This window comes from Psychrosphaera ytuae, assembly GCF_017638545.1.
GTDB classification, from domain to species: domain Bacteria; phylum Pseudomonadota; class Gammaproteobacteria; order Enterobacterales; family Alteromonadaceae; genus Psychrosphaera; species Psychrosphaera ytuae.
In genome coordinates, this window is the sequence record NZ_CP072110.1 from 468,172 (window position 1) to 481,816 (window position 13,645).

The window sequence follows — 13,645 nt, forward strand, 5'->3', positions numbered from 1 at the left end:
TTAACCGCGTTTTTCTTTTTGCTCTGCTAGGTATAACCAGGTTTCAAGAACAGTATCTGGGTTAAGTGACACTGAATCTATACCTTCCTCAACAAGCCAGTTAGCAAAGTCTTCATGGTCTGATGGGCCCTGACCACAGATACCGACATATTTACCCGCCTTCTTCGCAGCTCGGATCGCCATAGATAACAATGCTTTAACTGCTTCGTTTCGCTCATCAAATAAATGGGCAATTAGACCAGAGTCGCGGTCTAGACCTAATGTTAATTGAGTAAGGTCATTTGATCCGATAGAGAAACCATCAAAATACTCTAAGAACTGGTCAGCAAGAAGTGCATTCGACGGAAGTTCACACATCATAATAATACGCAAACCGTCTTTACCACGTTCTAAGCCGTGCTCGGTTAATAATTCGCTTACCTGACGAGCTTCGTCAACCGTACGGATAAATGGAATCATAACTTCAACATTTGTTAAGCCCATTTCATTGCGAACGCGTTTTAGTGCTTCACACTCTAAGGCAAAACAATCGCGGAAGCTCTCGGAAATATAACGAGACGCACCACGATAACCAATCATTGGGTTTTCTTCATCTGGTTCGTACTGCTCACCACCGACTAAGTTTGCGTACTCGTTCGACTTAAAGTCTGACATACGTACGATCACTTTTTGCGGATAAAACGCAGCTGCAAGCGTTGCAATACCTTCTTTGAGTTTATTGATATAAAACTCAACTGGCGACTCATAACCCGCACTCAATTCATCGATTTCGTCTTTAACGTCTGCAGGCTGCACGTCATAATTTAAAAGTGCTTTAGGATGTACACCAATCATACGGTTGATGATAAATTCTAATCGAGCTAGACCGATTCCAGCATTTGGTAAGCGAGCAAAGTCGAACGCGCGATCTGGGTTACCCACGTTCATCATTACCTTAACGGGTAATTCAGGCATTTCATCTACTTTTGAGGTCACAACTTCAAATGGTAAAACTTCGCCATAAATATAACCTGTGTCACCTTCCGCACAAGAAACGGTAACTTCATCGCCAGTCACAATTTTGTCAGTAGCATCACCACAACCGACAACGGCTGGAATACCTAACTCACGAGCGATGATTGCTGCGTGACAGGTACGGCCACCACGGTTAGTTACGATGGCTGAAGCACGTTTCATGATCGGTTCCCAATCTGGGTCCGTCATGTCTGTAACTAATACATCGCCAGGTTGGATTTGATCCATTTCTGCGATTGATGCAAGTACCTTTGCAGTACCTGAACCAACTTTATGACCAATCGCTCGGCCAGAACACTTAACGGTTCCTCTGCGTTCTAGTTGGAATGTTTCAATCACATTTGCTTCTTCGTTACTGCGCACGGTTTCTGGGCGTGCTTGAACGATGTAAAGCTCGTTATCCAAACCGTCCTTCGCCCATTCAATATCCATTGGACGACCGTAGTGTTTCTCAATGATCACCGCTTGTTTTGCTAGCGCCATTACTTCTTCGTCTGTCAAAGAAAATTCATTCGCTTTAGCAACATCGACATCTTCAATTTTTACTTGTTTGCCATGTTCTTGTGTGTCTGCGTAAATCATTTGCACGGCTTTGCTGCCCATGGTTTTACGGACAACCGCTGGTAAACCTTTTTCTAAAGTTGGTTTGTGCACATAAAACTCATCTGGATTGACAGCACCCTGCACAACCATCTCACCCAGGCCAAACGCCGACGTTACGAATACAACATCTTCGAAACCAGATTCAGTATCAATCGAGAACATAACACCTGATGATGATAAGTCTGAACGAACCATGCGCTGGATACCGGCAGACAGTGCGACACCTTTGTGGTCATACCCTTGGTGAACGCGGTAAGAGATAGCACGGTCATTAAATAAAGAAGCAAATACATGCTTAACTGCAACCTTAATTGCATCTAGGCCCTTAACATTCAAGAATGTTTCTTGCTGGCCAGCAAAAGATGCATCTGGCATATCTTCTGCTGTCGCCGATGAACGAACCGCAAAAGAGGCTGCATCGCCAAGTTCACCTGCAAGTTGCTTATATGCTTCAGCAATCGCGTCTTCCAGTGCCGGCTGAAACGGAGTATCAATGATCCATGTACGGATTTGTTCACCGACTTTAGCTAACTCATTAACATCTTCTACGTCTAACGTTTCTAAAACGTTATGAATTTTTGCTTCTAGGCCACTTTGCTCTAAAAACTCATTAAACGCATAAGAGGTCGTTGCAAACCCGCCTGGCACTTTGACACCAGCATTAGAGAGGTTACTGATCATCTCTCCCAATGATGCATTTTTACCGCCAACTTGGTTGACGTCGTTCATTCCTAATTCTTGATACCAAAGTACATATTGTTGCACCATGACTACTCCACAAATATTTAATAAGTTTGAGATTTAATTAGCGACTGAAAACCCTTTTGTTATACAATTTGTAATATTACAAAAAGACTTACAAACTCAGCGCATTCTATACCAGCAAAACTTCAACGTAAAATTTAATTGTTGCTGAAAATTTATTACTACAAGGGACTTATATGACTAGAACGGCATTTTACATATCAGATGGTACAGCTATTACAGCAGAAACCATTGGCCACGCCACTTTATCTCAGTATGATTTTGATATCGAACATATAACCGTGCCTTTTATTGAAAGTGAAGATAAAGCCTTACAACTACAACGACAAATAAATAGACGTTATAAAACAACAGGTCACCGCCCTTTTGTGTTTCATACTTTTGTAGACCAATCACTTGCCAGTACGATTTGTGACTCAAATTCCATTTGTTTTGATGTATTAAAGCCATTTACCAACAAAATAAGTGAACAATTAAATATTACCGCAAATCCTGTTAAGCACAGGACCCACTCAATCAAAGAGCATAAATATGATGCGCGCATCGACGCGATGAACTTTGCTTTGGCTAACGACGATGGCCAGACGATGGAAAACTACGACAATGCTGATGTCATATTAGTTGGAGTCTCGCGTTCAGGGAAAACGCCAACGAGTATTTACCTAGCGCTTCAATATGGCATTAAGGCAGCGAATTACCCTTTCATCGAAGAAGATATGGAAAACCTGGTTTTACCAGAAGCGCTTAAGAAAAATAAAAAAAAGATATTTGGCTTAACTATTGAGCCTGCACGACTAGCAGCTATCCGTCACGAAAGATACGCCAACAGTAAATATGCCTCAATTCGTCAATGTCGCATGGAGTTACGCGAAGTAGAACGCATGTACAAGTCGAACAAAATTCCATTTATAAATACAACTCACTTTTCAGTTGAGGAAATTTCAGCAAAAATCATTTCTCAAATGAAACTTGAGCGCTACAACCACTGAGTTATTACCCGAAAAGGCAGAAGGTACAAACAAAAACACCGAGTGTTAACTCGGTGTTTTGCGTTTTTGACTTACTCTTTTAACGTGCGTCTTTTAGTGCATCAGTTATCAAAAATGCAAGTTCTAATACCTGATCAGCATTTAGACGTGGGTCACATTGAGTTTTATAACGGCGTGATAAGTCTTCCTCACTCAAGCCATACGCACCACCTGTGCACTCAGTGACATGCTGACCCGTCATTTCAAAATGTACACCGCCGGCCCAAGTCCCTTCAGACTTATGAACAGCAAAGAACTGCTGAATTTCACGTAACACAGAATCAAAGTTACGAGTCTTATACCCATTGCTCGCCTTGATGGTATTACCGTGCATTGGATCAGAAGACCAAACTACATGACGACCTTCTTGTTTAACGCGTTTAACTAGCGCTGGTAATTTATCGGCCAAGACGTCAGCACCCATTCGCGTAATTAGCGTCAAACGTCCCGGAACGTTATTTGGGTTTAGAGCATCAATTAATTGAATCAACTCGTCTGGGTCCATACCAGGACCGACTTTAACTCCAATTGGGTTGTTAATACCTTTGAAAAATTCAATATGAGCGTGGTCTAATTGACGAGTTCTTTCACCGATCCAAACCATGTGTGCAGAACAGTCATACCATTTGTCAGTTAAGTGGTCCTTACGGGTAAGCGCTTGTTCGTAATTTAACAGTAATGCTTCGTGAGACGTAAAGAGTTGAGTCTCTTTAATCATTGGCGTTGTTTCAGACGTCAAACCAATCACTTCCATGAAGTCTAGAGTTTCTTTTAGCTGGTCAGCTAACGCCTGATAGCGATCTCGGTTTGGATTTGATTCGACAAAGCTCATGTTCCAACGATTCACTTGATGTAAATCCGCTAGACCACCCTGAGCAAATGCTCGCAACAAGTTGAGAGTCGAAGCCGAGTGATGATACGCGGTAATTAAACGCTCTGGATCCGGCTCACGAGCAGCTTCATTTGGCTCAAAGCTATTGACGATATCACCGCGATAACTTGGTAATTTTACACCGTCTACCTCTTCAAAGTCAGCCGAACGCGGTTTTGCATATTGACCAGCAACACGGGCAATCTTTGTAACAGGGACCTTACCACCAAACGTTAGTACTACGGCCATCTGCAACATAACTTTGAAGGTATCGCGAATGTTTGCTGCATTAAAATCAGCAAAGGATTCGGCGCAATCGCCGCCTTGTAATAAAAAGCCTCGCCCTTGAGATACTTCACCTAATTGACGATAGAGCTCTCTGGTTTCTTCGGCAAAAACGAGCGGTGGAAACGAATGAATTTGCTCTTCCACACTGGTTAATAATTCTTTGTTTTTGTACGTTGGTTGCTGTTTTATCGGCAGCTTTCTCCAACTATCCGGAGTCCATATTGTCACTTAGTTCACCTTTTCTTTTTGTATATTCATAATGATGCCTTCACTGGCATCCTCGATGAGATCCAACACATATTCGAAACCAGCTGCACCACCATAATAAGGATCAGGCACTTCGTCTTGATCCAAATGATGTTGGGCAAAATCCATCATAAGCTTAACTTTGTGTTGATACTGCTCTGGACAACGGTTCATCAAGTCACTGTAGTTACTTTTGTCCATTGCCAAAATCAGATCAAATTGTTCGAAGTCGTGTTCTGATACTTTACGTGCGGTTAACCCTTTAAAATCATATCCTCTTGCTTCTCCAGCTTGTTGAGAGCGCTGATCTGGCTTTGAACCTACGTGGTACGCTGCAGTTCCGGCACTATCAACTTCAACAGCTAGGTTGTGTTGTTTTACTTTTGCTCGAAACACCGCATGGGCGGATGGCGAGCGACAAATATTGCCCAAGCAAACAAACAAAACTGAAGCTGTATCTGAATATGATGACACGTACTGATTACCTTGATTAGAAGTTAAAACTAAGTAGTCACATGGGTTCAGAAATTAAGAGAAAATAAGACGCTGAACGACATGCTCCGATGAAAACATTAAGCCATATCCCAATGAAGATTTAAACCTCCTTTTTATAAAAATAGAGTCTATATACTAACTTTTCGTTAAACTGGCTGTTTTTAAGGATTAAAACCCCGAAAACCAACCCTATAGGCTAGTATAAAGACTGTCTCTCAGGGATAATGCGCGCATTCATTTATATCAAGTCTTATTATGATCCAATCCAAGCCTAAATTTTTTGACGTTAATGAAATCAGGCATTTGTTAAAACTTGCCTTACCTTTGCTCATTACTCAGGTCATTACAGCCCTAATGCTATTTACCGATACGGTTATGGCAGGCCAATTAAGTCACGTAGATATGGCCTCAGTGTCTGTAGCAACCAGCCTTTGGGGACCTGTAGTGTTTTCAGTGCAAGGCTTGTTGATAGCGGTCACTCCTGTAGTTGCGCAACTCTTAGGTAAAGGTAGTTCAGATCACAAAACTGTCACATCGACCCTTTATCAAGGTTTTTATCTATCGTTACTTGTTTCTGCCTTTGTCCTTGTGTTGTATCAGTTTGCCGATGTACCACTGCAAAACCTGGACTTAGAGCCTGAACTATATGAAAAGTCCTACGGTTATCTGCAGTTTGCGATTTGGAGCATTATTCCAACCTGTATGTTTTTTGTTATGCGGAGCTTTTGTGAAGGTATGGGACTTACAACTCCGGCCCTAATTACAGGAGTTATCGGCTTAATCATCAATATTCCACTTAACTACGTGTTCGTCTATGGTAAATTTGGTATGCCAGAACTCGGTGGTGCCGGTTGTGGTCTTGCTACAGCAATTGTGCAATGGGTTAGTTTTGTGGTGATGTTGGCCTACCTCAAATTTTCTAAAAAGCTCAGCTCCTACAACATTTTTAGTTATTTTGAAAAGCCAGATTTAAGCAAAATTAAAGCGTTAACAAAAATCGGAGTTCCAATCGCAATATCTTTAGTGTTTGAGACTACCCTATTTGCTTTTTCTGCTTTGGCGATTGCCCCTCTTGGTTCGGTTTCGGTAGCTGGTCACCAGGTCGCGTTTAGTTACAGTAGTGTGGTATTTATGATGCCGTTGAGCCTTTCTATGGCCGCAACAATTCGTATAGGTTACCTCAAAGGCTTTGGTGACTTAGATAAACTCAAACAAGCTATCAGAACTTGTTTTGTTATGGCGACCGCGTTCGGTACGTTTGTAATGACTCTTACCTTCTTATTTAGAGATGCAATTATTGCCATGTATACCAATGAGCCAGAAGTAATCGCACTCGCCTCAAGTATTTTGATAATCACTGCCGTCTATCAACTACCCGATGCCATACAAGTTATGTGCGCCGGTATCTTCAAAGGTTTAAAAATTACCAAACCACTGCTTTACATCACGTTTATTGCGTATTGGCCAATTGGTTTTACGTTAGGTTACCTCTTAGGCCGCACTGATGTGATAGTACCAGCGATGGGCGCTGCGGGCTTTTGGTGGGGTATCGTTTTTGGTTTAACGGCTGCGTCTATCATGTTTTTTATAAAGCTAGGCTTTACGATGAAAAAGCCAGAGCAGTTATTTGACTAAGTGTTTATTCCTCGTTTGATTTGTACAAAAAATGATTCGTACAAAAAAGCCCAGTTTAACTGGGCTTTTCTATTTGATGTCACTTTATCGATTTAATTGCATTTAATTAACTGACTATTCTTCGTCCGTTAATGTCATAAGCGATGTGTTACCGCCCGACGCAGTGGTATCGATACTTACGGTTTTTTCCGTCAGCATACGACTGATTAAGTTGTCATCATACTCGGCTTCGATTACAGGCAGGATAGCGCCATCGCGTTTTGCCAACTGTTCTGATACATAAGCCGTGCGCTTAGAGCGTGACTCAATGACCACACCAGCTAGGTCTTCGTGAGCAAGTAATGGCTCAAGGTGACGTAATCTAGCAACTTGCAGCACGCCTTGATTTACACCTGTCGCTAATAATTTTTCTCTAAACGCTTGTGCTTCCTCATAAAACAGCTCAGAAACAACCGCAACAACGGTATTACCCGTTGCAAGGGCTGTTACGACTGACAACGCCCAATAGTGGAAAGAAACGTTTTTATCGGCGAAACATACTAACGTACCACGTGGTTCAAAATACAATGTATTTGACTCACCTGTCGGACCAGGTAATTGAATCGGACGCTTCATTTTGCGCTCGATGCTGATCAACTGGTTACGTGATGTTCTTAGAGTTTGTTCTAAATCGTCCGCTAAATCATCAACGATATCGACAGTGGCGATACTTGCTAAAAGCTGCCTAACGTGTGACAAACGAGTAACTAAATCTGTCAGGCGCCATGTTTCTCGAGCACTTTTAGCCAGTTCCATCATCTCATTTGCGGCATTGACAGACAGATCGTCTGTTTCTAATGCTGGATCTTCTTCTGGGTAATCAAACTCATCTGGCGTCGCTTTTTCAATCATTAGTCGCGGCAGGTAGTTTGGACCACCAGCTTTTGGACCTGTACCAGATAAACCGCGGCCACCAAATGGTTGTACTCCAACAACAGCCCCGATCATATTGCGATTCACGTAAACGTTACCGGCACGTGATAAACGAGCAAGCTCAAGTGCACGCTCTTCAATACGACTGTGGATACCCATGGTTAAACCATAACCTGTTGAGTTAACCTGCTCGATGACTTCGTTGATTTGGTCTGCTTTAAAGCGAATAACATGAACGACTGGGCCAAACACCTCTTTTTCCAGTACGTTAATATCTGAGATTTCATATAGGCGAGGCGCAAAATACGTCCCGTCTTTACACTCTTCTGGTAACTCAGCTTCAAACAGCAATTTACCTTTGTCCTTCATAAACTCTACGTGAGCATTGAGGGCATTTAAGGCTTTTTCGTCAATGACCGGACCGACGTCTGTAGATAGTAACTTAGGATCACCAATGCTTAACTCGGCTAAACCGCCTTTAATCATGCGGATCACATTATCAGCAATATCTTCTTGTACGTATAAAACACGTAGAGCGGAGCAGCGCTGGCCTGCACTTTGGAAGCCAGAAGCTATAACATCATCAACAACTTGTTCAGGTAATGCTGTTGAGTCAACTATCATGCAGTTTTGGCCACCCGTTTCGGCAATCAAAGGTACTTGTTCACCACCACGTTCAGCCAATATACGCGAGATCAGAGTACCCGTTTGCGTTGAACCTGTGAACATAACCGCTTTGATTCGCTCATCAGGAAGTAACGTGTTACCCACTTCAGGGCCCTCTGCGACCACTAGGTTGACCACATGTTCTGGTAGACCGATTTTGCGCATCAATTCAATCGCTCTCACCGCAATTAGACCGGTTTGCTCAGCTGGTTTGGCAATAACGGTATTGCCCGTCACCACTGCAGCTACAACTTGACCGAGGAAAATCGCTAACGGGAAATTCCATGGGCTAATACACAAAATGACACCACGAGGTTCAAGGCGATCATCTTGATCAAGTTCTTCGGCGCGAGCCGCATAGTATCGACAAAAGTCAACGGCTTCACGAACTTCATCAATACTGTCTTTGGTGATTTTACCCGCTTCTTTAATACATATCGCGATAAACTCATCCATGTGATCTTCAAGCATATCTGCTGTTTTGCGCAGCAGTTCTGCTCGTTCAGATACAGGAGTCTTAGACCAAGTTGCGAAAGCCTTCTCAGCATTTTCTAACGCTGACTTCATGTCATCAGAAGTAGCATACTTGTGATAACCAACGACTTCTTTTGTATTTGCGGGATTAACGACCGCAACACCTGACTTATCAGACTCTGCAACTGCCTTTTGGTTTTGTTCAAACCATGCTTCTAAATTGTTCTTAAGCGGTACAAGCTCGTTGATATCAGTGATATCAATACCTTTTGAGTTTTGACGCTCTTCACCATAGATGTCTTTTGGTAGACTGATCTGCTCGTTGTACACCTGCTTTAAGCGCTGCGTGCGCTCCATCGGATCGAACAACAAGTCTTCTACAGGCTTTTCGGTATCGACAATCGCATTTACAAACGAAGAGTTTGCACCATTTTCCAATAAACGACGAACCAAATACGCTAATAGATCTTCATGAACACCTACTGGTGCATAAATACGGCACTGAATTTTTTCTTCACTAACGATTTGGTCGTAAAGGCTATCACCCATACCGTGAAGGCACTGGAACTCAAACCCTTCTTTGTCATCGCCAGCTAATTCAAGAATCGTCGATGCCGTATAACCGTTGTGCGTTGCAAATTGCGGGTAGATTGTGTCTCGGTATTCTAACAAGCGGTTGGCACAAGCATGATATGAAACGTCCGTTGACGACTTACGGGTAAACACTGGGAAATGCGGTTCACCGTCACTTTGAGCGTTTTTGATTTCTGAGTCCCAGTATGCACCTTTCACCAGACGAACCATTAGTTTGCGATGGGTTTGTTCGGTTAGTTTACGAAGCCATTCGATAACAAAAATCGCGCGTTTTTGGTAAGCCTGAACGGCCAAACCAAAGCCATTCCAATCACCAAGATCGTCATCTAAAAATACCGCTTCAATAATATCTAATGAGATATCTAAGCGCTCTGATTCTTCCGCGTCAACAGTTAGGCCAATATCGTACTGCTTAGCTAATAAAGCCAACTCTTTTAATTTTGGTACAATTTCGTCTAAAACACGCTGACGATTCGTAAACTCATAACGAGGATGGATAGCAGAAAGCTTTACAGAAATACCAGGACTAGTACGAGGACCGCGACCTTTTGCTTTATCACCAATCACATGGATTGCATCAACGTAAGCTTTGTAATATTTCTGGGCATCTTCCATGTTACGCGCACCTTCGCCTAACATGTCATATGAATATACGTAGCCTTTTGTTTCTTTTTTCTGGGCGCGCTCTGTGGCATCTTCTATGTTTTCGCCCATTACAAACTGCTGACCCATTATTTTCATAGCGATTCGCATAGCTTTACGAATCACTGGCTCACCAAAACGGCCAACAGCGCGCTTTAACATGCCGTATTGGTGCTTGGTGCTATCACCAGTGTACTTAACCATGCTTCCGGTCAGTAATAAGCCCCAACTTGACGCGTTTACGAATAATGATTCGCTGCCACCGATGTGACGACTCCATGAGCCTTGACCGATTTTATCTTGAATAAGTTTGTCTTGAGTCTTTTTGTCTGGAACACGCAAAAGTGCTTCCGCTAGACACATCAACACAACGCCTTCTTCCGTAGAAAGAGAGTACTCATTTAACAACGCGTCTATACCGTTGTTATCAGTGTTCTCCTTGCGGATCCTGATCACCATTTTACGAGCGCGTTCCCACGCCCTACTTCTCGCTGCCAAGCTAATTTCAGCTTCCGGCAGAATAAATTTCATCGCTTCTTCTTCGTCGATTCGATAAAAATCGCGAATTTTTTGACGAATTGGACAATCAGTAATGTAGTTGTCGTCAAACAACATATGCAAATCCTCTTAAACGGTAGAATACGTTTGCTAATAAACGCCTAAGGTCGCGCATTCTAATTGAAAATATTATCCAATAACTAATTAAATTTATTGTCTATTTGTAGTTAATTTTACTTATCAATAAACCACAAACACCTTCCGTGGTTGGCCTTGTACTTACGGTAAAACTTCGCCTCGAGATGTTACGTATAGTTTGTACCAATGTTCTCGACTCAAGTTTACAGACGTGGCTTCATTACAAGCTCTAATACGGTCTAAGTTAGTAGTACCGATGACAGGCATTACATTCGCCGGATGTTTCATGAGCCAAGCGAGTACAATTGCTTCTTTTGATACACCATACAGATGGCTTAATTCATTCACAACCGCTGAAGTCTGCTGAACATTAGACGATTGGTCGGAATTGTCGCGACCTGTAAACAGTCCTTGACTCAAACTGCCCCACGCCTGAAGTTGAACTTCATGTTTGATGCAATATTCTAAAGTGCCAGACGGAAAACTTACCGACTTGTCGCTACCTACATTGTGCATGACTCCATCGTCAATCCAGTCAAGCTTACTTAAACTAAGCTCCATTTGATTGGCGATAAGTTTAGTATTGAGGTGTTGCTGAATCAGATCCATTTGCGCAGCAGACATGTTCGAAACTCCAAAACCACCAACTTTTCCCGTCTCTTTGAGTTTATTGAGGGTATCTCCCACTTCTTCTGCTGACATAAGCGGATCCGGGCGGTGCAATAACAAGATAGGTAGATGTTGAATCCCTAAACGCTCTAAAATTCCATCAACACTGCTTTCCAACCACTCTTTGCTAAAGTCATAGCGGCCTGGCCCAAGGTGATCCTCAAATCGTATCCCGCACTTAGATTGCAATACCAACTGGTCGGCAAGTTCTGGACGTTCTTTTAACACCTTTCCAAAAACCACTTCCGCTTTGCCGAAGGTATATATATCAGCGTGATCAATAAAATTGATTCCCTGGTCTAGCAACGTATCAACTACAGCGTGAGCTTGCTGAACGTCTTGTGCTGAAACTGGGTTTTGGTTCCATCCACCACCTAACCCCATACAGCCGTAGACAATAGGGTTTGTGATACCTAACGTTGACAAAGCGGTATTTATTTTCATCGAATTCCTAACTGTTTTTTTAAGTTTTTGAATAGCTTAAGTTACTAAGCTTAGAAGAAGGCGTTGAGATTTCAACGCCAGTATTTAATATAACTTTCTGCCGATCTTTGGCGTTTAATAGGTACGTCAGCCTCAGGAGTACCCAAATACAGAAAACCAACTAACTCATCTTGTTCGGCCAAACCAAACGCATCCCGAACCGTTTCACTTTTAGCGTAACTACCCGTTCGCCAAATACCGTTAAAGCCTTGGGCTTGCGCAGCCATTTGCATATTTTGTACAGCACATGCGGTGGTAGCGATTTGCTCTTCTCTAGGAACTTTATCATGAGGTTTGTAGCGCATAATTGCGACGATAACCATCGGCGCGCGATAGGCCATCTTAGTTGCTTTTACTTGTTTTTCTTCTGAAAGGTTGTCAGCAGCTGCCGCTGCAACAAAAATTTCAGTTAATCTGTCTAAGCCTGTTCCTTCGCACACGATAAATTCAAAGGGGCCTAAGTGGGCATGATCTGGAGCTCTTAACCCTGCCGCAATAATGTTCTCTAGTTTTTCCCCGGCCGGAGCCGGCTCAGAAACACGACTGAATGATGAGCGAGATAACAGTAAATCCAGCGCCTTCATATACCCTCTTATATTACGATTATTATTTTTGTACTTTTACAATAGTGTACTTGTTTTACTTGGGGCTTTATAGGGTTAACTCAAGCTTGCATACGTAATTTACGAGCTAGGTAATAGTCAAAACTGGTGTATCGACCTCCTCCCATAAAAATTAATACAATCACCATGACCAAATAGGTAACAGCAAACTCTACACCGTTATTTAATATCGTAATTGAACCACTGCTCGTTAACCACTCATAATTTCCATATTCTTGTAAGATAGAAATAGCCATTTGTTTTTTCTCTTGTGCCTCTAATACTCGTTCATTTAAAAACAAAGTACCGTCGGCAAACCAACTCTGTGGATCCGCTATAGCTAACCAACCATGTTTGAGATGCACTGTAGTTGCAGCCACCAGCATAGTCACGGCCAAAGGGATCGCAACGAGTCTAGTACCAAGTCCTATTAAAATTAAAAAACCACCAATGAACTCAGCGCCTGCTGCCAGTGCCACCAATAATTCTGGAAAAGGTAAACCTAAACCCCACTGTGCATTACCAAACCAACCTACGGTACTTTCAAAATTGCTCAATTTGGCCCATCCGGCTTGAATGAATACGGGAGCTAAATAAAGCCGTATAAATAAGGTTGGAATACCGTCTAATTTATTTAACTTAGCGATGATATTGGAGTATTGGTTTATAATGTTCATGTTTAGTGTCCGAAGTTGTTTTGCATTTAGACCGGATAAGACTAAATAAACATTCAACTCATATCTTTAAACACAAATTGAGTTAGGACGGATATGTCACAATTGACAAAACAAGAGCGTTTACAACGAGCTAAAAATAAAATAAAGCTTATGAGACGCACAGTTGATGAATCAAAGCAGCAACAGCTCAAACTAAGGGATTTAGTTAGGGTCTATGTCAAACAACGCCCAGAAGTTGCGGTGAAAATAGTAACACAATGGCTTAACGCAACGGCCAAGCGTTAAAAACGTTCAGGCTAACAGTTGCTATAATCCCCAATTCAACTAGAATTCGCGTCCAATTTG

General features: G+C 42.3%; 10 protein-coding genes. 3 read left to right on the forward strand and 7 right to left on the reverse strand.

Annotated elements, in window-relative coordinates; translation table 11 throughout:
- Complete coding sequence (gene ppsA / locus J1N51_RS02175; protein WP_208833287.1) at positions 1 to 2,382, reverse strand: phosphoenolpyruvate synthase; 2,382 nt, start codon at positions 2,380 to 2,382, stop codon at positions 1 to 3.
- A 176-nt stretch (positions 2,383 to 2,558) separates the two neighbouring features.
- Here ppsA and ppsR point away from each other — a divergent pair, with 176 nt between their 5' ends.
- Complete coding sequence (gene ppsR / locus J1N51_RS02180; protein WP_208832369.1) at positions 2,559 to 3,371, forward strand: posphoenolpyruvate synthetase regulatory kinase/phosphorylase PpsR; 813 nt, start codon at positions 2,559 to 2,561, stop codon at positions 3,369 to 3,371.
- Positions 3,372 to 3,450: 79 nt separating this feature from the next.
- Here the strand turns inward: ppsR and J1N51_RS02185 are convergent, their stop codons facing one another.
- Complete coding sequence (locus J1N51_RS02185; RefSeq protein WP_208832370.1) at positions 3,451 to 4,797, reverse strand: class II 3-deoxy-7-phosphoheptulonate synthase; 1,347 nt, start codon at positions 4,795 to 4,797, stop codon at positions 3,451 to 3,453.
- Positions 4,798 to 5,289 carry a low molecular weight protein-tyrosine-phosphatase gene (locus tag J1N51_RS02190; protein WP_208832371.1) on the reverse strand — a complete coding sequence of 164 codons (492 nt, stop codon included), beginning with the start codon at positions 5,287 to 5,289 and terminating at the stop codon, positions 4,798 to 4,800.
- A 276-nt stretch (positions 5,290 to 5,565) separates the two neighbouring features.
- Between J1N51_RS02190 and J1N51_RS02195 the strand changes: the two genes are divergently transcribed.
- On the forward strand, positions 5,566 to 6,945 hold the full coding sequence (locus J1N51_RS02195) for an MATE family efflux transporter (protein WP_208832372.1): 1,380 nt from the start codon (positions 5,566 to 5,568) through the stop codon (positions 6,943 to 6,945).
- A 114-nt stretch (positions 6,946 to 7,059) separates the two neighbouring features.
- On the opposite strand, the gene putA is transcribed toward J1N51_RS02195, so the two are convergent.
- From putA to J1N51_RS02215, 4 genes are all read right to left on the reverse strand, one after another.
- Complete coding sequence (putA, locus tag J1N51_RS02200) at positions 7,060 to 10,848, reverse strand: bifunctional proline dehydrogenase/L-glutamate gamma-semialdehyde dehydrogenase PutA (RefSeq protein ID WP_208832373.1); 3,789 nt, start codon at positions 10,846 to 10,848, stop codon at positions 7,060 to 7,062.
- 162 nt (positions 10,849 to 11,010) lie between these two features.
- A complete protein-coding gene (locus J1N51_RS02205) occupies positions 11,011 to 11,982 on the reverse strand; it encodes an aldo/keto reductase (RefSeq protein WP_208832374.1) in 972 nt (323 codons plus the stop codon).
- Positions 11,983 to 12,053: 71 nt separating this feature from the next.
- A complete protein-coding gene (locus J1N51_RS02210; RefSeq protein WP_208832375.1) occupies positions 12,054 to 12,605 on the reverse strand; it encodes an NAD(P)H nitroreductase in 552 nt (183 codons plus the stop codon).
- An 80-nt stretch (positions 12,606 to 12,685) separates the two neighbouring features.
- Positions 12,686 to 13,300, reverse strand: coding sequence for an HvfX family Cu-binding RiPP maturation protein (locus J1N51_RS02215; protein ID WP_208832376.1), 615 nt, complete (start codon positions 13,298 to 13,300; stop codon positions 12,686 to 12,688).
- Positions 13,301 to 13,393: 93 nt separating this feature from the next.
- Between J1N51_RS02215 and J1N51_RS02220 the strand changes: the two genes are divergently transcribed.
- A complete protein-coding gene (locus J1N51_RS02220; RefSeq protein WP_208832377.1) occupies positions 13,394 to 13,585 on the forward strand; it encodes a hypothetical protein in 192 nt (63 codons plus the stop codon).
- The last annotated feature ends 60 nt before the right edge of the window (positions 13,586 to 13,645 follow it).

What these genes read in the sequence shown, in the direction of transcription:
- ppsR (WP_208832369.1), top strand. Translation starts at nt 2,559, where the DNA reads ATGACTAGAACGGCATTTTACATATCAGATGGTACAGCTATTACAGCA.
- J1N51_RS02195 (WP_208832372.1), top strand. Translation starts at nt 5,566, where the DNA reads ATGATCCAATCCAAGCCTAAATTTTTTGACGTTAATGAAATCAGGCAT.
- putA (WP_208832373.1), bottom strand. Translation starts at nt 10,848, where the DNA reads ATGTTGTTTGACGACAACTACATTACTGATTGTCCAATTCGTCAAAAA.
- J1N51_RS02205 (WP_208832374.1), bottom strand. Translation starts at nt 11,982, where the DNA reads ATGAAAATAAATACCGCTTTGTCAACGTTAGGTATCACAAACCCTATT.
- J1N51_RS02210 (WP_208832375.1), bottom strand. Translation starts at nt 12,605, where the DNA reads ATGAAGGCGCTGGATTTACTGTTATCTCGCTCATCATTCAGTCGTGTT.
- J1N51_RS02215 (WP_208832376.1), bottom strand. Translation starts at nt 13,300, where the DNA reads ATGAACATTATAAACCAATACTCCAATATCATCGCTAAGTTAAATAAA.
- J1N51_RS02220 (WP_208832377.1), top strand. Translation starts at nt 13,394, where the DNA reads ATGTCACAATTGACAAAACAAGAGCGTTTACAACGAGCTAAAAATAAA.